General features: G+C 70.9%; 24 protein-coding genes. 14 read left to right on the forward strand and 10 right to left on the reverse strand.

Annotation, left to right across the window (positions count from 1 at the left end):
- The first annotated feature begins 39 nt into the window (after positions 1 to 39).
- Together BGO15_RS03195 and BGO15_RS03200 are read left to right on the forward strand one after the other, a co-directional pair.
- Complete coding sequence (locus BGO15_RS03195) at positions 40 to 627, forward strand: DUF3558 domain-containing protein (protein ID WP_056210252.1); 588 nt, start codon at positions 40 to 42, stop codon at positions 625 to 627.
- Positions 628 to 649: 22 nt separating this feature from the next.
- Positions 650 to 1,615, forward strand: a complete 966-nt coding sequence (locus BGO15_RS03200; RefSeq protein WP_442922658.1) for a DMT family transporter — start codon at positions 650 to 652, stop codon at positions 1,613 to 1,615.
- Here BGO15_RS03200 and BGO15_RS03205 read toward each other — a convergent pair.
- Positions 1,603 to 2,130, reverse strand: coding sequence for a nitroreductase family protein (locus BGO15_RS03205; RefSeq protein ID WP_056210381.1), 528 nt, complete (start codon positions 2,128 to 2,130; stop codon positions 1,603 to 1,605). The genes BGO15_RS03200 and BGO15_RS03205 overlap by 13 nt on opposite strands.
- Positions 2,131 to 2,144: 14 nt before the next feature.
- A complete protein-coding gene (msrB, locus tag BGO15_RS03210) occupies positions 2,145 to 2,552 on the reverse strand; it encodes a peptide-methionine (R)-S-oxide reductase MsrB (RefSeq protein WP_045246743.1) in 408 nt (135 codons plus the stop codon).
- 74 nt (positions 2,553 to 2,626) lie between these two features.
- On the opposite strand from msrB, the gene BGO15_RS03215 reads away from it, so the two are divergent.
- The 5 genes from BGO15_RS03215 (at position 2,627) to groL (ending at position 6,691) form a co-directional block, all read left to right on the forward strand.
- Positions 2,627 to 3,628, forward strand: coding sequence for a DUF2332 domain-containing protein (locus tag BGO15_RS03215; protein ID WP_056519151.1), 1,002 nt, complete (start codon positions 2,627 to 2,629; stop codon positions 3,626 to 3,628).
- A gap of 9 nt (positions 3,629 to 3,637) precedes the next feature.
- Positions 3,638 to 3,889, forward strand: a complete 252-nt coding sequence (locus BGO15_RS03220) for a DUF3263 domain-containing protein (protein WP_056210249.1) — start codon at positions 3,638 to 3,640, stop codon at positions 3,887 to 3,889.
- Between the two features lie 56 nt (positions 3,890 to 3,945).
- On the forward strand, positions 3,946 to 4,539 hold the full coding sequence (locus BGO15_RS03225) for a LytR C-terminal domain-containing protein (protein WP_056210247.1): 594 nt from the start codon (positions 3,946 to 3,948) through the stop codon (positions 4,537 to 4,539).
- 143 nt (positions 4,540 to 4,682) lie between these two features.
- A complete protein-coding gene (locus tag BGO15_RS03230; protein WP_045246739.1) occupies positions 4,683 to 4,886 on the forward strand; it encodes a cold-shock protein in 204 nt (67 codons plus the stop codon).
- Between the two features lie 185 nt (positions 4,887 to 5,071).
- On the forward strand, positions 5,072 to 6,691 hold the full coding sequence (gene groL / locus BGO15_RS03235) for a chaperonin GroEL (protein WP_045246738.1): 1,620 nt from the start codon (positions 5,072 to 5,074) through the stop codon (positions 6,689 to 6,691).
- A gap of 97 nt (positions 6,692 to 6,788) precedes the next feature.
- Here the strand turns inward: groL and BGO15_RS03240 are convergent, their stop codons facing one another.
- From BGO15_RS03240 to BGO15_RS03265, 6 genes are all read right to left on the reverse strand, one after another.
- On the reverse strand, positions 6,789 to 7,076 hold the full coding sequence (locus BGO15_RS03240; protein ID WP_056210245.1) for a WXG100 family type VII secretion target: 288 nt from the start codon (positions 7,074 to 7,076) through the stop codon (positions 6,789 to 6,791).
- Between the two features lie 115 nt (positions 7,077 to 7,191).
- Positions 7,192 to 8,940, reverse strand: coding sequence for a sensor histidine kinase (locus BGO15_RS03245; protein ID WP_082483255.1), 1,749 nt, complete (start codon positions 8,938 to 8,940; stop codon positions 7,192 to 7,194).
- 37 nt (positions 8,941 to 8,977) lie between these two features.
- Positions 8,978 to 9,670 carry a response regulator transcription factor gene (locus tag BGO15_RS03250; RefSeq protein ID WP_045246736.1) on the reverse strand — a complete coding sequence of 231 codons (693 nt, stop codon included), beginning with the start codon at positions 9,668 to 9,670 and terminating at the stop codon, positions 8,978 to 8,980.
- Between the two features lie 75 nt (positions 9,671 to 9,745).
- Positions 9,746 to 11,398, reverse strand: coding sequence for a DNA repair helicase XPB (locus BGO15_RS03255; RefSeq protein WP_056210242.1), 1,653 nt, complete (start codon positions 11,396 to 11,398; stop codon positions 9,746 to 9,748).
- A 42-nt stretch (positions 11,399 to 11,440) separates the two neighbouring features.
- Positions 11,441 to 13,162, reverse strand: a complete 1,722-nt coding sequence (locus BGO15_RS03260; RefSeq protein ID WP_056210241.1) for a helicase-associated domain-containing protein — start codon at positions 13,160 to 13,162, stop codon at positions 11,441 to 11,443.
- A 3-nt stretch (positions 13,163 to 13,165) separates the two neighbouring features.
- Positions 13,166 to 13,441 carry a hypothetical protein gene (locus BGO15_RS03265; RefSeq protein WP_045246733.1) on the reverse strand — a complete coding sequence of 92 codons (276 nt, stop codon included), beginning with the start codon at positions 13,439 to 13,441 and terminating at the stop codon, positions 13,166 to 13,168.
- Positions 13,442 to 13,547: 106 nt separating this feature from the next.
- Between BGO15_RS03265 and BGO15_RS03270 the strand changes: the two genes are divergently transcribed.
- From BGO15_RS03270 to BGO15_RS03280, 3 genes are read left to right on the forward strand one after another with little or no spacing between them, the layout of a single operon-like run.
- Positions 13,548 to 13,931: a cold-shock protein gene (locus BGO15_RS03270; protein WP_045246732.1), complete on the forward strand. Its 384-nt coding sequence runs from the start codon at positions 13,548 to 13,550 to the stop codon at positions 13,929 to 13,931.
- Positions 13,924 to 14,766, forward strand: coding sequence for a DUF3027 domain-containing protein (locus BGO15_RS03275; protein WP_082483254.1), 843 nt, complete (start codon positions 13,924 to 13,926; stop codon positions 14,764 to 14,766). Before BGO15_RS03270 ends, BGO15_RS03275 begins: the two co-directional genes overlap by 8 nt.
- Positions 14,767 to 14,810: 44 nt before the next feature.
- The gene (locus BGO15_RS03280) at positions 14,811 to 15,272 is read left to right on the forward strand and encodes an SRPBCC domain-containing protein (RefSeq protein WP_045246731.1); all 462 of its coding nucleotides are present in this window, start codon (positions 14,811 to 14,813) and stop codon (positions 15,270 to 15,272) included.
- Positions 15,273 to 15,296: 24 nt separating this feature from the next.
- Here BGO15_RS03280 and serC read toward each other — a convergent pair whose 3' ends face one another.
- Entirely contained in the window at positions 15,297 to 16,409 is a 1,113-nt protein-coding gene (serC, locus tag BGO15_RS03285) for a phosphoserine transaminase (protein WP_056210239.1), read from the reverse strand.
- Positions 16,410 to 16,542: 133 nt separating this feature from the next.
- Here serC and BGO15_RS03290 point away from each other — a divergent pair, with 133 nt between their 5' ends.
- The 3 genes from BGO15_RS03290 (at position 16,543) to BGO15_RS03300 (ending at position 19,218) form a co-directional block, all read left to right on the forward strand.
- A complete protein-coding gene (locus BGO15_RS03290) occupies positions 16,543 to 17,244 on the forward strand; it encodes an iron-dependent transcriptional repressor DtxR (RefSeq protein ID WP_056210237.1) in 702 nt (233 codons plus the stop codon).
- 248 nt (positions 17,245 to 17,492) lie between these two features.
- Positions 17,493 to 18,395 carry a M23 family metallopeptidase gene (locus BGO15_RS03295; RefSeq protein ID WP_235557421.1) on the forward strand — a complete coding sequence of 301 codons (903 nt, stop codon included), beginning with the start codon at positions 17,493 to 17,495 and terminating at the stop codon, positions 18,393 to 18,395.
- A gap of 325 nt (positions 18,396 to 18,720) precedes the next feature.
- Entirely contained in the window at positions 18,721 to 19,218 is a 498-nt protein-coding gene (locus tag BGO15_RS03300; protein ID WP_045246728.1) for an HNH endonuclease, read from the forward strand.
- Between the two features lie 72 nt (positions 19,219 to 19,290).
- On the opposite strand, the gene BGO15_RS03305 is transcribed toward BGO15_RS03300, so the two are convergent.
- Complete coding sequence (locus BGO15_RS03305) at positions 19,291 to 19,824, reverse strand: MarR family winged helix-turn-helix transcriptional regulator (RefSeq protein ID WP_056210236.1); 534 nt, start codon at positions 19,822 to 19,824, stop codon at positions 19,291 to 19,293.
- 57 nt (positions 19,825 to 19,881) lie between these two features.
- On the opposite strand from BGO15_RS03305, the gene BGO15_RS03310 reads away from it, so the two are divergent.
- On the forward strand, positions 19,882 to 20,757 hold the full coding sequence (locus BGO15_RS03310; protein ID WP_235557420.1) for a DMT family transporter: 876 nt from the start codon (positions 19,882 to 19,884) through the stop codon (positions 20,755 to 20,757).
- Positions 20,758 to 20,760 lie beyond the last annotated feature (3 nt).

Here is a 20,760-nt window from a genome sequence, read left to right on the forward strand (position 1 = left end):
GCGCCATGATCCGAGCACCTGCACACCTCGGAGTCACCTATGCGCGCACGCAACGCCGCGGCATCCGCTGCTCTCGTCCTCATTCTCGGTCTCGCCGGATGCGGAGGGCCGAGCGGGGGCGCCGTGACGCCGACGCCGACGACGACGGCATCCGCCGGCACGTCGGCATCCGCGACCCCGAGCGCCTCGCCCACCGCGACCGCGTCCCTGCCGACCGACTGCGCGAAGGTCGGCTCCGATGCCACCCGGGCGTCGACGCTCGACCAGATGTCGCTGCAGGGCGACGGCAAGGGCTTCGTCCGCCCGGCGCCGACGGGCGCGACGCTCGCTCTCGGCTGCAACTGGATCGAGGGCGACGCGACCGGGGTGCTGCTGCTGATCAGCACGGTCGACCCGGATGCCGCCGTCTCGTATGCCCAGTCGACCCTTCCGGGGCAGGGCTACACGTGCACGGTCGGGGACGTCGGCGAAGAGGTCTGCCAGCTGTCCAAGGAGAGCACGCAGTACCCGGTCACCGTCACGCAGACCGCGTATGCGCGCGGAGACGTGTGGATCTACCTCGAGACGTCGAACGTCGTGCCCGAGCAGCTCCTCGACGACCTCGTCGCCGAGATCTGGGGCAGCTGAGCGCACCGCCTACGATCGGAGGGTGAGCGCGACGCAGCCGGTGATCCCCGAACACCGGCGGATGCCGCGGGCCGTCGCCCTCGGCGGAGCGGTCGCGGTCGGCATCCTCACGGCCCTGCAGGCCCGCGTCAACGGCTCGCTCGGTCACGAGATGGGCGACGGCTTCGTCGCCGCGTTCGTCTCGTTCTCGTCGGGGTTCGTGATCCTCGTCGTGCTCTCGCTCGCCCTCCCCGCGGGCCGTGCCGGCCTTCGGCGTCTCGCGACCGGCGTGCGACACGGTCACGTGCCCATATGGATGCTGCTCGGTGGCCTCGCCGGCGCCCTCACCGTCGCGACGCAGGGCCTCACCGTCGCGATCATCGGAGTGGCGCTGTTCACTGTCGGCGTCGTCGCGGGGCAGACGGTCAACGGACTCGTGCTCGACCGGGTCGGCTACGGTCCCGCCGGGGTCGTCCCCCTGACATGGGGGCGCATCGTCGGCGGCGCCGTCGTGCTCGCGGCGGTCGTGGTGCTGGTGAGCTCGGAGGGAACGACGGCCGTCCCCTGGTGGATGCTGCTCCTCCCGTTCGTCTCGGGCGCCGGGATCGCGTGGCAGCAGGCCACGAACGGGCGCCTCCGTCAGGCCGTGGAGTCTCCGCTCACGGCGACGCTGGTGAACTTCGCCGGCGGCACGGCCGCCCTCGCGATCGCGGGCGGCGTGCACGGGGCGCTCTCGGGGCTGCACGTCACGGTTCCCGGGGCGGGCTGGCTCTACCTCGGCGGTGCGATCGGCGTCGTCTACATCTTCCTGTCGGCCGCACTCGTGCGGCACACGGGGGTGCTGCTGCTCGGTCTCGGATCGGTCGTGGGACTGCTCGCGACATCCGTCACGCTCGATGCGATCTGGCCCCCGGAGTCGGGTCCGAACCCGGCGATCGCCCTCGCCGGTGTCGTGGTGGCTCTCGCCGGTGTCGTGATCGCCGCCGCGCGCCGCCGTCAGCGGGCCTGAGGCAGCGCGGACAGAACCTCGGCGGGGTCGACGCCCCGCTCGTGACCGGTGCGGTCACTCGCCTCGGGCTTGCCGCCGACGTACAGCCAGCCGAGCAGGTGCTCCTCGGGACCGAGCCCGTGCAGGGCCGCGACCTCCCGGGAGCGCGTGTAGCCGCCCGTGCGCCAGATGACGCCCCAGCCCGCTTCGTCGAGCAGCAGCGAGAGGGCGTGTCCGACACCGGATGCCACGGCCTCCTGCTCCCACGCCGGCACCTTCTCGCTCGCGCGCACGCTCGTCACGACCGCGACCAGCAGCGGCGCGCGCAGGGGCTTCGGCGACGGCTCGTCCGCCCCGGTCGCCGCCGCGATCGCTTCGCCCAGGCGCACACGGTCGTCGCCGCGCAGGGTCACCAGGCGCCACGGCCGCAGGGACGCGTGGTCGGCGACGCGTCCCGCGGCCGACACGAGGGCGGCCAGCTCCTCGTCGGAGGGGGCCGCCTCGGTCAGCTTCGACCAGCTGCGCCGCGCGAGCATCGCCTCGCGCGCGCTCACGCCTCCTCGGCCGGAGTGAAGTCGAGGGCGATGGAGTTCATGCAGTACCGGTCGCCGGTGGGAGTGCCGAACCCGTCGGGGAAGACGTGGCCCAGATGCGATCCGCAGTTCGCGCAGCGCACCTCGGTGCGCACCATGCCGTGGGTGCGGTCCTCGATGAGCTCGACGGCCTCGGGCCGCACGGACTCATAGAAGCTCGGCCACCCGCAGTGCGAGTCGAACTTGGTGCCGCTCTGGAAGAGCTCCGCACCGCAGGCTGCGCAGGTGTAGAGGCCGGCGCGGTCCTCGTCGAGCAGCTCGCCGGTCCACGGCCGCTCGGTCGCGGCCTGGCGCAGCACCGCGAACTGGGTGTCGCTGAGCTCCTCGCGCCACTGCGCGTCGGTCTTGTTCACGTTGTACGACATCGGGTTCTCCTTGCGTCACCTCATTCAACCGCGTCGGCGCCAGGGCTGTTCCGCGCGTGCCTGAGAATGTGACCATGTCCGACCAGACCGATGCCGTCGTCGACCGCTACGGTCGGTTCGCCCGCGACGAGGCCCCCGGCCGGTCGGCGCTGTACGAGGAGTGGGCGCGCGGCATCGCGGAGGATCGTCGTGTCGCGGCGCTGATCGCCCGCATCCGTGACACCCGTCGGCAGCCGCCGCTCGTCTTCGCCGTCTCCCGTCTGCTCGGCGCCCCCGAGTCGGGGTTCGCGTCGTGGGCTGAATGGGTGAGGGCGCACATCGAGGACCTCGTCGTGGGCTGCGAGAGCCGCAGCATCCAGACCAACGAGCCGTTGCGCTGCGCGGCGCTGCTCCCGGCCCTCAGCGCCGTCGACGGCCCCATCGCGCTTCTGGAAGTGGGGGCGAGCGCCGGGCTCTGCCTCTACCCCGACCGCTACTCCTACCGCTACGAGGCGCCCGACGGGGTTGTCGCCGTCGATCCCGCCGGCGGCGAGAGCCCCGTCCTCCTCCGCGCGTCGTGGCGGGGGAACATGCCGCGCCTGCGCCTGCCCGAGGTCGTCTGGCGGGCAGGGATCGACCTGAATCCCCTGGATCCTCGGGATACAGCCACCCGCCGCTGGCTGACCGCGCTGGTCTGGCCCGGCGAGAGCGGGCGTGCGGAGCGCATCGAGCGGTCGCTCGACATCGCCGCCGCCGATCCGCCCCTGCTGCGCGCCGCCGATGCCGCGGACGGCGCCATCGGCGAGCTGGCGGCGCTCGCGCCGACCGGTGCCACCCTCGTCGTCACGACCCCCGGGGTGCTCGCGCACGTGCCGCGCGCTCGCCGAGGTCTCGTCATCGATGCGGCTCGGGCCGCGGGCACCTGGATCACCCTCGACGACCCCGGGCTGCACGACGGCTGGAACGCGCCGATCGATCCCGCCACGTGGCCCGCCGGCCGGTTCGCGCTGTCCCGAGACGGCGAGGTGCTCGCGGCCGTCGACCCGCTCGGCGGGTTCGTGGAGTGGCGGGCGGATGCCGCGGCATCCGCGTCGTAATCTGACGCCGTGCCCCTCTCCGAACGCGACCGGTCGATCCTCGACTTCGAGGCGCGGTGGCTGCGGCACGGAGCCGGCAAAGAGGAGGCGATCCGAGCGGAGCTCTCGCTCGCCCCGGCGCGCTACTACCAACTCCTCGGGCGCCTGATCGACACCGACGACGCGATCGCCGCGGAGCCCATGCTGGTCGCCCGACTGCGGCGCCTGCGCACAGCCCGGGTCGATGCCCGGGCCCGGCGCACCTCCGGGCTGTCGGCCTGACGTTCGCACGGCGAACGTCGAGCGGAGTGAGGGCACCGTACTTGTACGATGCACTGGTGTCCAGGCAGACCTACCCTCGCGATCGCTTCGACGGCGTCTCCGCCGCGTCCGGCCGCGTCGGCGCTCACCGCGCCGAGAACCCGCGCATGCGCGCCGGCCTCGTGCTCTTCTGGGCCGCGATCGCAACGGTCGTCCTCCTGGTCGCCGGCATCTTCGCGTCGATGGTCTACACGGGCCGCATCGACCTCACGCCGCAGACCGCGCCGAGCTACTCCGACACCCCCGAGGTTCCCGCCGTGCGCGACACGTCGTACTCGATCCTGGTGCTCAACGGCACGGCCAATCCCGCTGCGTCGACGGATGCTGTCGCCCGGCTCGAGGCCGCCGGGTGGACCGCCGACAAGGTGATCGCCGGTGCCGCCTCCACGACGAGCTTCGCCACGACCACCGTCTACTACTCATCCGACGCGGACCTCGGTGCCGCCAAGGGCCTCGCCGATCTCCTCAATGCCGGCTCCATCGTGCAGAGCAACGCCTACACCGGTGCCTCCGGCACGCCGAGTCCCGGTGCGACCTCGGCGAGCACCAAGCAGCTCACGATCGTGCTCGGCGCCGATTATCAGCTCGGCACGGCCACGCCCGCGCCCTGAGGCCGTCGAGCGGCGGTTCCCGGGCCGTGTTTCCGCGGCGTAAACACTTCGATGCGCGCGTGTAAGCAGTTGCGTTCTCCGCGAATCCGCGCCTATCGGCGTGGATACGATGGCCGCGTCACACAGCTTCAGGAGTACGCATCATGGCCCATGGCACTGTCAAATGGTTCAACGCTGAGAAGGGGTACGGCTTCATCACCGTCTCCGACGGCCAGGACGTGTTCGTGCACTACTCCAACATCGAGATGAACGGGTTCCGTGTGCTCGAAGAGGGGCAGGCGGTCGAGTTCACCGTCGGTTCCGGCCAGAAGGGCCCGCAGGCGGAAGCCGTGCGCGTCGTCGCCTGAGCCGCGGCATCCCCGTCACACTTCTCACATCGACGCCGTCCTTCGGGGCGGCGTCGACGCATGTCGGGAGGTGTGACGCCCCGTTCCGACCGGCTTGCACTCCCCGGGGGCGAGTGCCAGAATGATTTAGCACTCGATCAGACTGAGTGCTAAAGACCTAGCCCGTCCGGGAGGGACGACACACAATGGCAAAGATCATTGCTTTCGACGAGGAGGCCCGCCGCGGCCTCGAGCGCGGCCTCAACACCCTGGCCGACGCCGTCAAGGTGACGCTCGGCCCCCGCGGTCGCAACGTCGTGCTCGAGAAGAAGTGGGGCGCCCCCACGATCACGAACGACGGTGTCTCGATCGCCAAGGAGATCGAGCTCGACGACCCGTACGAGAAGATCGGCGCGGAGCTCGTCAAGGAGGTCGCGAAGAAGACCGACGACGTCGCCGGTGACGGTACGACCACCGCGACCGTGCTCGCTCAGGCGCTCGTCAAGGAAGGCCTGCGCAACGTCGCGGCCGGCGCCGACCCCATCAGCCTGAAGAAGGGCATCGAGAAGGCCGTGAAGGCCGTCACCGACGCTCTGCTCGCCTCGGCCAAGGAGGTCGAGTCGAAGGAGGAGATCGCCGCCACCGCGTCGATCTCGGCCGCCGACCCGGCGATCGGCGAGCTCATCGCCGAGGCCATCGACAAGGTGGGCAAGGAGGGCGTGGTCACCGTCGAGGAGTCCAACACCTTCGGCACCGAGCTCGAGCTCACCGAGGGCATGCGCTTCGACAAGGGCTACATCAACCCCTACTTCGTCACGGACCCCGACCGCCAGGAGGCGGTCTTCGAGGACCCGTACATCCTCATCGCGAACCAGAAGATCTCGAACATCAAGGACCTTCTGCCCGTCGTCGACAAGGTGATCCAGGACGGCAAGGAGCTCCTCATCATCGCTGAGGACGTCGAGGGCGAAGCTCTCGCGACGCTCGTGCTGAACAAGATCCGCGGCATCTTCAAGTCGGCCGCCGTCAAGGCCCCCGGCTTCGGCGACCGCCGCAAGGCCCAGCTGCAGGACATCGCCATCCTCACCGGTGGCCAGGTCATCACCGAGGAGGTCGGTCTCAAGCTCGAGAACGCCACCCTCGACCTGCTCGGCCGCGCCCGCAAGGTCATCATCACCAAGGACGAGACCACCATCGTCGAGGGTGCCGGCGACCCCGCGCAGATCGAGGGCCGCGTGACCCAGATCCGTCGCGAGATCGACAACACCGACAGCGACTACGACCGCGAGAAGCTCCAGGAGCGCCTCGCCAAGCTCGCCGGCGGCGTGGCCGTCATCAAGGCGGGTGCGGCGACCGAGGTCGAGCTCAAGGAGCGTAAGCACCGTATCGAGGACGCCGTGCGCAACGCGAAGGCGGCCGGCGAGGAGGGCATCGTCCCCGGCGGCGGCGTCGCGCTCATCCAGGCCGGCAAGATCGCGTTCGCGAGCCTCGAGCTCACGGGCGACGAGGCGACCGGTGCGAACATCGTCAAGGTCGCCATCGAGGCCCCCCTCAAGCAGATCGCGCTCAATGCCGGTCTCGAGCCCGGTGTCGTCGCGAACAAGGTGGCGGAGCTCCCCACCGGTCACGGCCTCAACGCCGCGACCGGCGAGTACGGCGACCTCTTCGCGCAGGGCATCATCGACCCCGCCAAGGTGACCCGCTCGGCTCTGCAGAACGCCGCGTCGATCGCGGGCCTGTTCCTCACGACCGAGGCCGTCGTCGCCGACAAGCCCGAGAAGGTCTCCGCTCCGGCGGGCGACCCGACCGGCGGCATGGACTTCTGAGTCCTGACGCCTGCGAAACGGCGGATGCCCCGGACCTCACGGTCCGGGGCATCCGCCGTTTCGCATCGGTGGCGAGCGAATGTGGCTCGTCGCCCGCTCAGCGGAAGAGTGCGAGGTTGAGCTGTTCGGTCTGGGCGTAGGCCTGGCCGGCCTGCACGAGCGAGGCGTTGATGCCGGCGAGGCTCTCCTCCACCGTGCGGTACGTCGCTTGCCATCCATCGATGCTGCCCTGGAAAGCGAGGGCGGCCGAGCCCGTCCAGCTGGACTGCAGGTGCGTGAGCTGGGCGAGAAGCGTGGCCGCCTCGCCCTGCAGCCGGTCGATGGTGCCGCGCACGGCACCGGTGGCGGCGAGGATCTGGTCACTGTCGGCGGAGAACACGGCCATGGGAGGCTCCTTTCGTCTGGTGCCCCCACGCTAGGGCGCCGCGGCAGCGCGGCCGCTGACGGGACGACCACGCGGGGGAGAGCGCATGCGCACGCCCGCCTGGGGAGGACGCGCGTCAGTCCGCGCGGCTGAGACGGGGGAGAGGTTGGGTCTCGATCAGCAGGTGCGCCGCGACATCCTGATGCACAGCGAGCGGCAGCGACACCCGGAATGTCGCGCCCCCGCCCGCGCTGTCGCTCACCTCGACCGAGCCGTGCAGCGCATCGACGATCGACGCGACGATCGACAGTCCGAGACCCGACCCGCCGGTCTCGCGCGCGCGGGAGGTGTCGGCCCGCCAGAACCGCTGGAAGATCTGCTCGCGGATCTGCTCGGGGATGCCCTCGCCGTGGTCGATGACCTCGATCCACCCGAGGCCGGCCGTCTCGTCGGTGCCCACCCGCAGTTCGATCGGCGAGTCAGGGGCGGAGAACCTCTGCGCGTTTCCGAGCAGGTTCGCCACGACCTGTCGCACGCGATTCTCCTCGCCCATCACGATCGGCGGCATCGCGTACACCGGCTCGGTCATCACCGCGAGCTCTCCCGTGCCGACGTCCTCGCCGGTGCGGGGTCGGCGGCGCAGGCGTGCCAGCGTTCCCGCGGCTCGGGTGCGAGCGGATGCCGCAGCCCGCCCGCGCCGCTTGGCGGCGGGAGTCTCCGGCTCGGGCGCCTCGCCCGGCGTCGGATGCGCGGCATCCGGGATCCGCGTGTGCGCCGCCGTCGTGTCGATCACCGTGACCGTGCGCTGGGGGGCCGACGCCCCGACGTCGAGCGCGGCGTCGCGAGCGATCGGGCGCAGGTCGAGTGGCACCACCTCGATGTCGCGGCGCTCGTCGAGCCGGGCGAGCGCGAGGAGATCCTCGACCATGGCGCCCATGCGCATGGCCTCCTTCTCGATGCGTTCCATCGCCTGCGCGGTCGATGCTCCCTCGGGGATCGCTCCCATGCGGTAGAGCTCCGCGTAGCCGCGCACGGTCACCAGCGGAGTGCGCAGCTCATGGCTCGCGTCGCCGATGAAGCGGCGCATCTGCCGCACCGTGGCGTCGCGCTGCGACAGCGACTCGTCGACTCGGCCGAGCATGGCGTTGAGCGCGCGTTTGAGACGCCCGACCTCCGTTGTCTCCGACTCGACGTCCGACATGCGCTGGCTGAAGTCGCCGGCGGCGATGAGCTCGGCCGTGCGCTCCACGGCGCCGAGGCTTCGGAAGGTGAGGGTCACGACCCAGCGCACCAGGAACGCGCTCGCGATCACGATGAAGATCGCGAGCAGGGAGAAGATGCCGAGGTAGGTCGCCACGACACGGTCGGTCGGAGCCAGCGGCATCACGACCATCTGCGTGTAGAAGGCGCTCGTGCCGGGCACCTGGGTGACCGAGACCGTCGCGTGGAAGTGCGTGTCGTCCTCGCCGGTCAGCTCGAAGACCGTCTCCTGCTGCGTGTAGGCGGTGTCGAGCGCGAAGGTCGCCGGGAAGTTCGGCTGCGGCGCGCCGGGCTCGCCGCCGGCGGTGATGAGCCGCTCGCCCGTGCCCGGGGCGTAGATGGCGACGAAGTAGTCGGTCGCGACGGCGCTCTTGTTGCGCTCGAAGGTCGCGGCGCCGTCATCCGTCGTGACCGTGATGAGCTGGTTGACGCCGGTGGGCCCGACGAGCTGCAGCAGGGTGGTGTCGAGGTTCGTGAGCAGCGTCGTGCGCAGGAACACCATCGTGCCGAAGCCGGCGGCGACGAGCCCGATGACGAGCACGGCGACGGTGACCCCGGTCACCTTCGCCCGCAGGCTGATGTTCCGCCACCAGGCGGTGAGCGGATCCCTCTTGGCGGCGCTCATCTGACGATCACGCCGCCGCGTGCGCAGCGCGCACCGGTCAGGCCGACTTGCCGGCCTTCAGCATGTAGCCGAAGCCGCGCTTGGTCTGGATGAGCGGCTCGCTGGCGTGCGGGTCGATCTTGCGGCGCAGGTAGGAGATGTAGCTCTCCACGATGCCGGCGTCGCCGTTGAAGTCGTACTCCCACACGTGATCGAGGATCTGGGCCTTCGAGAGCACGCGGTTGGGGTTGAGCATGAGGTAGCGCAGCAGCTTGAACTCGGTGGGGCTGAGCTCGATGGTGGCGTCGCCGACGAACACGTCGTGGGTGTCCTGGTCCATGGTGATCTCCCCGGCGCGGATGACCGACTCCTCGTCGGCCTGCATCGTACGGCGCAGGATCGCCTGGATGCGCGCGACGATCTCGTCGAGAGAGAACGGCTTCGTGACGTAGTCGTCGCCGCCGACGTTGAGGCCGGTGATCTTGTCCTCGGTGTCGTCCTTGGCGGTCAGGAACAGGATGGGGGCCGTGTAGCCGGCCTCGCGCAGGCGCTTGGTGACGCTGAAGCCGTTCATGTCGGGCAGCATCACGTCGAGCACGATGAGGTCGGGCTCCTCTTCGAGGACGGCCGAGATGGTCTGCGCCCCGTTGGCGACGGCCCGGACCTGGAAGCCCGCGAAGTTCAGGCTCGTGACCAGCAGATCGCGGATGTTGGGCTCATCGTCGACGACGAGGATGCGTGCAGCAGTCATGCCCCCATTATGGTGATCTGCGCCCGTGCGGGGGCTGAGACATCCGGAAACACGCCGATGCGCGCCCCGAACGTCTCAGGCCGCGATGCCGTGGGCGTCGAGGATCGTGTAGGCGTAGCCCTGCTCGGCGAGGAAGCGCTGACGGTTCTGGGCGAAGTCCTGGTCGACCGTGTCGCGCGCGATGAGCGTGTAGAAGCTCGCCGTGTGACCGCTGGTCTTCGGGCGCAGCAGGCGGCCGAGCCGTTGGGCCTCCTCCTGGCGGGAGCCGAACGACCCCGACACCTGGATGGCGACGGATGCCTCGGGCAGATCGACCGAGAAGTTGGCGACCTTCGAGACCACGAGGAGCGGGATGCGGCCTTCGCGGAAGTCGGCGTAGAGCCGTTCGCGCTCGTCGACAGGGGTCGCGCCGGTGATCTTCGGGGCGTCGAGCGCCTCGGCGAGGGTGTCGATCTGATCGAGGTACTGACCGATCACGAGGATCTGCTCGCCCACGTGCCGGTCGGCGAGGCGACGCACGACGTCGATCTTGGCGGGCGCGGTCGCCGCGAGACGGTAGCGCTCCTCATCGGCGGCCGCCGCGTACTCGAGCCGGTCGCCTGCCGGAAGGTCGACCCGCACCTCGTAGCAGGCGGCGGGGGAGATGAAGCCCTGCGACTCGATCTCCTTCCACGGCGCATCGAAGCGCTTGGGGCCGATGAGACTGAAGACGTCGCCCTCACGGCCGTCCTCGCGCACGAGGGTGGCGGTGAGGCCGAGGCGTTTGCGGGCCTGCAGGTCGGCGGTGAGCTTGAAGACCGGGGCCGGCAGCAGGTGCACCTCGTCGTAGACGATGAGGCCCCAGTCGAGCGCATCGAGCAGGGACAGGTGGGCGTACTCGCCCTTCCGCTTCGCGGTGAGGATCTGATAGGTCGCGATCGTGATCGGCTTGACCTCCTTGACCTGCCCGGAGTACTCCCCGATCTCCTCGGCGGTGAGGGTCGTGCGCTTGAGAAGCTCGTCGCGCCACTGCCGGGCGCTGACGGCGTTCGTCACGAGGATGAGGGTGGTGGTCTTGGTCTCGGCCATCGCCGCCGCGCCGACGAGCGTCTTACCCGCGCCGCAGGGGAGCACCACGACGCCCGACCCGCCCTCGGCGAAGGTCGTGACGGCCTTGCGCTGGTAGGGGCGCAGATGCCACGGGCCCTCATCGAGGTCGATGGGATGCGGCGTGCCCGGCGTGTAGCCGGCGCGGTCCTCCGCGGGCCATCCGATCTTCAGCAGCTCCTGCTTGATGTGCCCACGCGCCCACGCGTCGATCACGTACGTGCCGGCGTCGGGGTGGGAGATCAGCAGCGGCTGGATGCGCTTGTTGCGGGCCACCTCGGTGAGCACCGCGGCATCCGTCGACCGCAGCACCAGGGCGTCCTCGTAGCCGGGCACGTCGTCACGCTCGATCACCAGGCGCCCGTAGCGCTCGACGGTCTCGCGGATGTCGGTGGACACCGACGGCGGAACCGGGAACCGCGACCAGCGGTCGAGGGTCGCGAGCATGTCGGATGCCGCGTGCCCCGCGGCGCGCGCGTTCCACAGCCCGAGGCGGGTGATGCGATAGGTGTGGATGTGCTCGGGTGCGCGTTCCAGCTCGGCGAACACCGCGAGCTCGTGCCGCGCGTCCTCCGCGGCGGGATGCGCCACTTCGAGGAGCACGGTGCGGTCGCTCTGCACGATGAGGGGGCCGTCTGACATAGCCGCTCAGTCTACCGCCCGGAGCAGGTGCGGCGGCTGCGTTCAGACGGGGCGCGCGCTGCGGATGCTCGAGACGGGAAGTGTGCGCTCGACGTCGACGGCGCGGTCGCGGCCGCGCAGCCGCCCGCCGCCGAGGCCCGTCGCCTCGATCGTGAACGAGCGCAGGTCGCCACCCGGAAGCTCGACGGCGACCTCGATCGTCGCCCGTGTCTTGACGGCCTGTTCGAGCTCGCGCTCGAGCCACGCGGCATCCGCGTTCTCGCTGTGGGCGGCGCGCAGCCGGGCGATGAGGGGCGCGTAGCGCTCGGCCGGGGCGACGGCCGCGACCGGTGCCGGGCTCGCCGTGCGGCGCCGCAACCGCTCGACATCGCCGTCAGCGTCGATCGCGGCGGCGGAGTAGCGGGCGTCGACGAGGGTCCAGAAGACGGCGTCGCGCGAGACGCGGGACACGAGCCGATCGCCGTCGCGCACGAGGCCGACCGGTCGCACCGCCTGGTCGACGGCGATGGTGGCGAGCACCTGCGGGTCGTCGGCGGAGACGATCGTGTTCCCCGACACGGGGTCGATGCCCACGCGCGCGACCGTGCGGCGGTCGGCGGCCTCGTCGATCAGGTAGTCGAGCGGCTGCGGGATGCCGGTCAACGAGATGCCGGCGATGAATGCGCGGAGGCTGTCGGCCGTCTCGCCGGCGGCGACGGCGGCACGCAGCGTCTCGGCGCTGAACCGGTAGGTCGAGGCCTGCGCGCGCGTCTCGCGGTGGGCCATGGCGCGCAGGCGCAGCTCGACGGACGGCACCAGCGTGCCGGGCGCGATCACCGACAGATCGGCTTGCACATAGACCCGGTCGATCTCCGGGGCGAGATGCTGGGCGAGTGCGGCGACGTCGGCGGGAGCGCCGGCGCGCAGCGGCGCGGCCCACGCGGGCTCCGAGCCGTCGGCGGCGATCAGCCCCCATCGGGTGGCCTGCGAGACGAGGGACGCCGCGGCGGCGGGCCAGGCGGTGTCGCGCGGGTAGGCACCCGGCCACACCGTGGATGCCGCGTATCCGCCGTCGGGTGAGCGGATGCCGCGGGGCAGGGCCCGCGCGAACGCCTCCGCCACGCGCCGCCACCGGTCGACGGTGCCGAGCTCGAGCCATTCGGCGCCGTCGGGGGTCGCGAGCCATTCGCGGTCGACGGCCGTGAGGAGACCGGCCGTCGCGCCGAGCGCGACCAGGTCGTCGAGCTCGGCGGCGTCGGTGATCGCGCCCGCCTCGATGAGTCGCTTTCGCTCCGTCGCGGTGACAGCCCCCGTCGCCGTGCGGGCCAAGGGGTTCGACGAGGACCAGACGACGAGGTCGGCGAGGGCGGCTGCGGAGGTCATCGCCTGCTCGGCCGCCGTGCCCGTCGCCAGGGCGCCGCTCGGCGCCGGTGCGTCCGTGAGGGAGAAGGGGGCGGCATCCGTCGCCTCGGCGGCCTTGGCCGCCACGGAGGAGAGCGGGGCGCCGTCGGCGTCGAGAAGGGCCAGCTCCCGCAGGCGCGGTGAGGCGGTGGTCGGCAGCGGGGAGGTGCCCGCCGCGTGGAGGTCGTGCAGTTCGGCACGGGTGAGGGCGGCGAGGGTGCGGGTCACGGCGGCGTCGTCGAGGAGGGTGTCGGCGAGGTCGAAGAAGTCGTCCCAGGACCCCGCGGCAGGCAGCTGCCGGGCGTCGAGCACAACGACCAGCTGGGCATCGGTCAGCTCTGCGAGGGCGCTCGCGAGCGCGCGTTCGTCAGAGGACCGAGGCACGGGTCACTTCCCCCGGTTGGCCCGAGCCCTCCGCACGAACGACATGATGATGACGACCATCATCAGCACGAAGGCGATCGGCAGCCCGATGAGGGGGAGGACCGCGACGACCGGCCATGCGCCCGTCAGGAAATCGGCCTGGTGCATGCCGAGCCACGTGCCGATGATCACGGCGAAGAAGCACAGGATCGACAGCACAAGGATGCCGAGCGACATGAACACAAGGACCCGGTCGATCCTGCGGACGGGGACGTCGTTCCCCTGAGTGCGATTGCTCATCGGCATCAGCCTAATGGGTACGCGTGGCCTAGGCTGAGGGGATGGCGCACCGCGCCAGCACACGTTCCCACCCCGCCCTGCGGGGCCGATTCAGCGAGGTTCTCCCATGCCCACCGGCAAGGTCAGGTTCTACGACGAGGAGAAGGGCTTCGGCTTCATCCAGACCGACGACGGTCAGGACGTCTTCCTCCACGCCACGGCGCTGCCGGCGGGTTCCGCGGCGCCCAAGACCGGCACCCGTGTCGAGTTCGGCGTCGCCGACGGCAAGCGCGGACCGCAGGCACTGTCGGTGCGTGTGCTCGAGGCTCCTGTGAGCCTCGCCAAGCGCTCGCGCAAGAACGCCGACGACATGGCGGTCATCGTCGAGGACCTCGTGAAGCTGCTCGACGGCATCGGCGCCGATCTGCGTCACGGCCGCTACCCGAGCGGCTCGCACGGCAAGAAGGTCGCCGCCGTGCTGCGCAAGGTCGCGGACGACCTCGATGCCTGACATCGAGGGCGTCGACGATCGGGATGCCCCGATCCCGACCGATGCGGTGGTCGAGCCGACCGGCGCGGCCGAGCCTGAGCTCGCGGCCGAGCCTGATGTCGTGGTCGAGCCGGAGCACAGTGCCGAGCTGGCCGCGGAGCCGGACGTCGACCCCGATCCCGAACTGCTGAACAGCGTCGAGTTGGCCCGCGCCGCGCTCGCCGAGATCACCCCGGCCGCGAACATCGGCGAGCCTGCGGGATATCGTGCGGAGCCCGGCGGCGTGATCACACTGCTGTTCACGACGACGCAGCCGGGCTATCCGGGCTGGTTCTGGAATGTGTCCCTCGCCCGCGTCGCCGACACCGAGCCGACCGTGCTCGAAGTCGAGCTGCTTCCGGGCGATGACGCGCTGCTGGCGCCCGACTGGGTGCCGTGGGCGGTGCGCCTCGCCGAGTACAAGGAGCAGCAGGCGCAGCTCGCCGCGGCATCCGATGCCGACGAGCTCGACGAGGCCGATGACGATGCCGATCTCGACGACGACCTGGATGACGACGACGACCTCGATGAGGACGCGGACGACGACGATGAGGACGACGACTTCGACGCCGACGAGTCGTTGCTGCACGCCGGCGACGTCGACGGCGTGGACATCGACGAGGACGATCTCGACACCGACGACCTCGACGGCGACGACGACCTCGAGGGCGACGACGACACCGACGAGCTCGAAGACGACACCGACGAGCTCGAAGACGACACCGACGACGATCTCGACATCGACGACGCGGATGACGCCGACGACCAGGATGACGACGCCGATGCGGCGACGTCCGCCGACGAGGGCCGCGACTAGAACGAGCTGACCCGCGGCGCGAGCGTCGCGAGTAGCCTGCGAGCATGCGGCGCACCGATCGCGCGAGCCTGCTCGTGCATGTCTCCCCGGCCGAGGCGTTCCGGGCGCTCATCGACCCCGATGCACTGCTCACCTGGCTGCCGCCGGCCGGAATGCGCGGCCGGTTCGAGCGCTTCGATCTGCGCGCCGGCGGCGGCTACCGGCTCGTGCTGACCTACGACGATCCGTCTGGCGCGCCGGGCAAGACGACGGCGGATGCCGACGTGAGCGACGTGCGCATCATCGAGGTCGTGCCCGGCGAGCGGATCGTGCAGGCGGTCACCTTCGTCGGAGACGACACGGGGATCGCCGGCGTCATGACCATGGAATGGCGCGTTCGGGACACTCCCGAGGGCGCCGAGGTCACGATCGAGGCGCGCGACGTGCCGCCCGGCATCCGCGCGCGCGACCACGCGACGGGGATCACCTCGTCGCTGGCCAACCTCGCCGCCCACCTCGAACCCTGACGTGCCGTCGGGGCACGCCCCGGATCAGAGGTGCTCGAGCGTGTAGTCGATGCTGCGGATCAACTGGCGCACGTCGTCCGGCTCGATCGAGACGAACGTCGCGATGCGCAGCTGGTTGCGGCCGAGCTTGCGGTAGGGCTCGGTGTCGACGATGCCGTTGTGGCGCAGGCTGTCGGAGATCGCCGCGGCATCCACCCCCTCGACGAAGTCGATCGTCGCCACCACCGGCGAGCGGTCGGCGGGGTTCGCGACGAACGGGGTTGCGACCTCGGATGCCTCGGCCCAGTCGTAGAGCGCCTGCGACGACTCGTGGGTGCGGGCGTCGGCCCACTGCAGCCCGCCGTTCTCGAGGATCCACTCCAGCTGGGAGTCCAGCAGCAGCAGAGTCGAGACCGCGGGGGTGTTGAGCGTCTGCTGCAGGCGCGAGTTGTCGAGTGCGTTCTTCAGGCTCAGGAACTCCGGGATGTAGCGGCCCGAGGCGGCGATGCGCTCGATGCGCTCGATCGCGGCGGGCGAGACCGCCGCGTACCAGAGCCCACCGTCGGAGCCGAGGTTCTTCTGCGGCGCGAAGTAGTAGACGTCTGCTTCGGCGACGGAGAAGTCGATGCCGCCCGCGGCGCTCGTCGCGTCGATGACGGTGAGCGCGCCCTCGTCGCCGTGCACACGACGGATCTCGGTGGCGACGCCCGTGGAGGTCTCATTGTGCGGCCACGCGTAGACGTCGACGCCCGTGACCGCCTCGGCGACGAGCGACGTGCCGGGCTCCGCCTTGCGCACATCGGGCGCCTCGAGCCACGGTGCCGCGGCGGCGCTCGCGAACTTGCCGCCGAACTCGCCGAACACGAGGTTCTGCGCCCGGCGCTCGATCAGACCGAATGCCGCGGCATCCCAGAAGGCGGTCGATCCGCCGTTGCCGAGGATGATCTCGTAGCCGGCGGGCAGGCGCAGCAGCTCCGCAAGGCGGGCGCGCGTGCTGCCGACGAGGTTCTTCACCGGCGACTTGCGGTGCGAGGTGCCGAGGATGCTCGCACCGGGGCCCACAAGGTGCTCGAGCTGGGCGGCGCGGATCTTCGACGGCCCGCAGCCGAAGCGTCCGTCGGTGGGCAGGATCTCGCGGGGCAGCACGACATGGGGCATGACACCGATCCTAAAGGCGCGACGGATGCCGCGACGCCCCCATGACGCACGCGATCGCCCCACCGCGCGGCCCGGTGTCGGCGGGGATTGGATAGGGTTTCCTCATTCCCTTCTTGCGCCCCGAGGACTCCGCATGACCGATCTCATCGACACCACCGAGATGTATCTGCGCACGATCCTCGAGCTCGAGGAGGAGAACATCATCCCGCTGCGTGCCCGCATCTCGGAGCGGCTCGGGCACTCCGGACCCACGGTCTCGCAGACGGTCGGGCGCATGGAGCGCGACGGCCTCGTCGTCGTCGCCGACGACCGGTCGCTCGAGCTCACCGGCGCGGGGCGCCAGAAGGCCGTCGACGTGATGCGCAAGCACCGTCTCGCCGAACGCCTCCTCTCCGACGTGATCGGCCTCGACTGGGCCTATGTGCACGAAGAGGCCTGCCGCTGGGAGCACGTGATGAGCGAGCAGGTCGAGCGTCGACTGGTGCAGCTGCTCGGTCACCCCACCGAGTCGCCCTACGGCAACCCGATCCCCGGCCTCGATCAGCTCGGCGACAGCCCGGCGACCACGTTCGAGCAGGGTGTGGTCGGACTCGTGCGCCGCCTCGGCGACAGCGACGAGCCCGTCACCGGCACCGTGCGCCGACTCGCCGAGCCCGCCCAGGTCGACCCCGAGCTGCTGCAGCAGTTGCGCGGCGCGGGCGTCGTGCCCGGAGCATCCGGCACCTATCGCTACAGCGAGGGCTACGTGCTCGTGCAGATGGACGGCACCGACGAGGGGCTGGAGCTGCCGATCGAGGTCGCCGCGCACATCTTCCTCGTCGACGACCGCGCCTGATCGTCGGCGCCCGGGGGCGCCGACGCCGCGGGTCGGGATGCCGCGGCATCCGCACGCGCCGTCAGATCGACGTGACATGTTCGTTACCGTCGGGTAGCCTGTCACAGTCCACAGGCGACAATCCCGCCGACGGACCCGGAGTGAATCGCCCCATCGGCTCGTCCTTCCCTCCGCGACCCGCACCACGTGCCCGAAACACACAGTGCCGACGAGCCGGGCGCACGCCGCCAGGGGCGCCGGAGGATTGAGTGACCGACAACGAGATTTCGCCTACCCCCGAGAGCGGTGAGACCGCGACGGCCCCCGCCACGAGGCGCAGCACCCGAGAGGGCGCACGTCTTGCCGCAGAGGCGGCCAAGGGAAAGGTGAAGCAGGTGGCGAGCGCCGTGCGCCCCACTTCCAGCGCTCCCCGCCGCAAGGGCGCGGCCGGCCCCGTGCGCAGCGTCGTCATCCTGACGATGGTCGGCGGTCTGGTCGCGACCGTCGCCCTCCCCGCCTACGGCGCGTTCTCCTCGGGCGATGGAACCCAGACCGTGCAGCAGCTCGCCGCCGAGAACGCCCAGTCGCTCGTGATCGCCTCGGATGCCTCGCAGTCGAGCATCACGCGTGACAGCTACTCGGCCACGACCGCCGATGAGCTCGCGAAGAAGAAGGCCGCCGAGGCGGCCGCTGCCCGCGCGAAGTCGGCGAGCGTCGTCAGCCGCGTCGCGTCGGTCAACCTGAGCCTCGTCGCCCCCGGCAGCGGGATCGTGCGCTGGCCGGTCGACATGGCGGGCACCAGGGTCGGCGACGGCTTCCTCTCGCGCGGCGGCACCCACATGGGCGTCGACCTGCTCAACGCCCAGGGCACCCCGATCTTCGCCGCCGCCGCAGGAACCGTGCGCGTCGCGGCCGCGGGCAACTACTACTACGGCTACGGACACGCGATCGTCATCGACAGCGTGATCAACGGCCAGCAGGTCAGCACCCTCTACGGCCACCTCGAGGACGGCGGCGTGCTCGTGCAGCCCGGCCAGCAGGTGCAGGTGGGACAGATCATCGGCCTCATGGGCTCCACCGGGCAGTCGACCGCCAACCACCTCCACTTCGAGGTGAAGATCAACGGCAACTACGTCGACCCGTACGCCTGGCTGCAGCAGAACGCGGGCTGAGCGAGGCATCCGCTCTCTCGTTCCCCGACACGCAACCTCGTGTTCAGGGCCGTTGTGCGCCCGGGCGTGTCGTGGTGGGTTATTCTCTGACTCGACGCCGAGAGAGATTCGGAGGAAGCCGATGGGCTGCATACCTCGCATCCGCACCACGGACGCGCTCGGTCTGCTCGTCCTTCGGCATCATGTGAGCGGATGCCACGGGGTCGCCGTGCGTCCAAGGCGCTGTCTGTGAGACAGCGCCTTTTTTCATGCCCTGAAGACTCTCCCTCGCGTCACGAATCGAATATCCGCGAAGCCGTCCCGGCGATTCGAGAGGACACGAGATATGCGCACCCTGGTGCTGAACGCCGGCTATGAGCCATTGGCCGTGGTCTCCTTCAAACGAGCCCTCGTGCTCGTGATGAACGAGAAGGCCACGGTCGTCGAACGCGTCGAAGGAGACCCCGTCGTGGGGCTGCGCGGCGCGTGCGACAGACCCGCCGTGATCATCCTGAGCCGCTATGTGCGCGTGCCCGGCGCGCGCCGGGTGCCGGTCACCCGCCGAGGCGTGCTGCGTCGCGACGGCAACCGCTGCGCCTACTGCGGGAAGGCGGCGTCGACGATCGATCACGTGCAGCCGCGGTCGCGCGGGGGCAAGGACACGTGGGAGAACCTCGTGGCCTGCTGCCTGCGGTGCAACAACGTGAAGGGCGACCGCACGCCGCAGGAGATGGCGTGGACGCTGCGCATGGAGCCGGGCGCCCCGCGCGGCGCGCAGTGGACCGTGCGCGGCACCGAGCGGGCCGATCCGCGGTGGGAGCCGTACCTGGCGCTCGCCGCGTAGCCCCGCACGGGCGGGTGCGGCCACCGGGGGTGGCCGCGTCGTCCCGCGCGCTCGGGTCAGCGTGCGCTCGGGTCAGCGTGCCGGGAGAGCGCCCGGGGTGGTCGGATCGTCGCCGCCGAGCGCGGCGAGCCAGTGCGTGAGGGCGGACTCGAGGGCCGCGGCATCCGTGTCGCTCAGCAGCTGCACGAGGCGGCGCTCGTTGTGCATGTGGTCGGTGAAGGCGGCGTTGATGAGGGCGACGCCCGCGGGGGTCAGGCGCACGAGGCGGCGGCGGGCGTCGGTGGCGGAGCCGGTGCGGGCGACGAGGCCGCGCTGCACGAGCCGGTCGACGCGCTTGGTGAGTCCGCCGGTGGTGACCATGGTGTGGGCGGCGAGCTCTCCGGCGGGCAGCTCGTAGGGGGCGCCGATGCGGCGCAGGCTCGCGAGCAGGTCGAACTCGGCCTCGGTGAGGCTGTGGGCGGCGTAGACCGGCACGAGCTCGGCGGTGAGGGCGAGCGCGAGGCGATGCAGGCGTCCGATGACTCCCTGTGGCGACGGGTCGAGATCGGGTCGCTCGCGCCGCCAGTCGGCCTGGATCTGCGCGACGCGGTCGGGGGCGGCATCCATGACGCGACCTTATCTTCCATGGAAGGGGAACGTCGAGATCGCGGTAGATTATCTTCCGTGGAAGATAAAAGATGGCGCTGGATCCTCCTGACCGCGATCGCGCCCATCGCCTGGGGGAGCACCTACGTCGTCACCCGGCATCTGCTGCCGCCCGACATCCCGCTCTGGGGCGGGGTGATCCGATGCCTCCCCGCCGGCCTCGTCGTGCTCGCGTTCGTGCGGGTGCTGCCGCGCGGCTCGTGGTGGTGGCGCTCGCTCGTGCTCGGCACCCTGACCGTCGGCGGCCTGAACGTGCTCGTCTACATCGTCGGCCAACGGCTCCCCTCGAGCCTCGCTGCGACCCTGATGTCGACGTCGGCCGCCTTCATGATCCTGCTGTCGTGGATGCTGCGGGGCCAGCGCCCCCGGGTGATCGCCGTCGTCGGCGCCCTCGTCGGCATCGTCGGCGTCGTGATCATGCTCGGGCCGGGCGGCGGCCCGGTCGACCCCTGGGGTGTGGTCGCCTCGATCGGGGCGATGCTCTCGTCGACCCTCGGATTCGTGCTGACCGCGAAATGGGGTGCGGGGGTGCCGCCGGTCACGATGACCGCCTGGCAGCTCGTGGCGGGATCCATCGTCGTGCTGCCGTTCGCGATCCTCGTCGAGGGGGCGCCGCCGGTGCTCGACCCGCCCGCCATCGCGGGCTTCGCCTACGTCATCGTGGTGGCCACCGTGCTCGCGTACGCCGCCTGGTTCACGGGGCTCGCCCGCCTGCCCGGCAGCGTCGTCGGGGTCGTGGGACTGCTCAACCCGGTGACCGGGGTCGTGCTCGGGGTGGCGCTCGCCGGCGAGGCCTTCGGCCTCGCGCAGATCGCCGGTCTCGTGCTCGTGCTGGGCGGGGTCGTGATGGGGTCGCTCCCGCCGAGACGCCGTCGTGTCCCGGCTCTGACGTAGGGT

This window comes from Microbacterium sp. 71-23, from assembly GCF_001897265.1.
In the GTDB taxonomy this organism is placed as follows: Bacteria; Actinomycetota; Actinomycetes; order Actinomycetales; family Microbacteriaceae; genus Microbacterium; species Microbacterium ginsengisoli.

Excerpts from the sequence above, each read along its gene's own strand:
- BGO15_RS03280 (WP_045246731.1), top strand. The coding sequence starts at position 14,811 with ATGCGGCGCACCGATCGCGCGAGCCTGCTCGTGCATGTCTCCCCGGCC.
- BGO15_RS03230 (WP_045246739.1), top strand. The coding sequence starts at position 4,683 with ATGGCCCATGGCACTGTCAAATGGTTCAACGCTGAGAAGGGGTACGGC.
- BGO15_RS03275 (WP_082483254.1), top strand. The coding sequence starts at position 13,924 with ATGCCTGACATCGAGGGCGTCGACGATCGGGATGCCCCGATCCCGACC.
- msrB (WP_045246743.1), bottom strand. The coding sequence starts at position 2,552 with ATGTCGTACAACGTGAACAAGACCGACGCGCAGTGGCGCGAGGAGCTC.
- BGO15_RS03205 (WP_056210381.1), bottom strand. The coding sequence starts at position 2,130 with ATGCTCGCGCGGCGCAGCTGGTCGAAGCTGACCGAGGCGGCCCCCTCC.
- BGO15_RS03300 (WP_045246728.1), top strand. The coding sequence starts at position 18,721 with ATGCGCACCCTGGTGCTGAACGCCGGCTATGAGCCATTGGCCGTGGTC.
- BGO15_RS03305 (WP_056210236.1), bottom strand. The coding sequence starts at position 19,824 with ATGGATGCCGCCCCCGACCGCGTCGCGCAGATCCAGGCCGACTGGCGG.
- BGO15_RS03255 (WP_056210242.1), bottom strand. The coding sequence starts at position 11,398 with ATGTCAGACGGCCCCCTCATCGTGCAGAGCGACCGCACCGTGCTCCTC.
- serC (WP_056210239.1), bottom strand. The coding sequence starts at position 16,409 with ATGCCCCATGTCGTGCTGCCCCGCGAGATCCTGCCCACCGACGGACGC.
- BGO15_RS03215 (WP_056519151.1), top strand. The coding sequence starts at position 2,627 with ATGTCCGACCAGACCGATGCCGTCGTCGACCGCTACGGTCGGTTCGCC.
- BGO15_RS03250 (WP_045246736.1), bottom strand. The coding sequence starts at position 9,670 with ATGACTGCTGCACGCATCCTCGTCGTCGACGATGAGCCCAACATCCGC.
- BGO15_RS03195 (WP_056210252.1), top strand. The coding sequence starts at position 40 with ATGCGCGCACGCAACGCCGCGGCATCCGCTGCTCTCGTCCTCATTCTC.
- BGO15_RS03265 (WP_045246733.1), bottom strand. The coding sequence starts at position 13,441 with ATGAGCAATCGCACTCAGGGGAACGACGTCCCCGTCCGCAGGATCGAC.
- BGO15_RS03240 (WP_056210245.1), bottom strand. The coding sequence starts at position 7,076 with ATGGCCGTGTTCTCCGCCGACAGTGACCAGATCCTCGCCGCCACCGGT.
- BGO15_RS03270 (WP_045246732.1), top strand. The coding sequence starts at position 13,548 with ATGCCCACCGGCAAGGTCAGGTTCTACGACGAGGAGAAGGGCTTCGGC.
- BGO15_RS03290 (WP_056210237.1), top strand. The coding sequence starts at position 16,543 with ATGACCGATCTCATCGACACCACCGAGATGTATCTGCGCACGATCCTC.
- groL (WP_045246738.1), top strand. The coding sequence starts at position 5,072 with ATGGCAAAGATCATTGCTTTCGACGAGGAGGCCCGCCGCGGCCTCGAG.
- BGO15_RS03245 (WP_082483255.1), bottom strand. The coding sequence starts at position 8,940 with ATGAGCGCCGCCAAGAGGGATCCGCTCACCGCCTGGTGGCGGAACATC.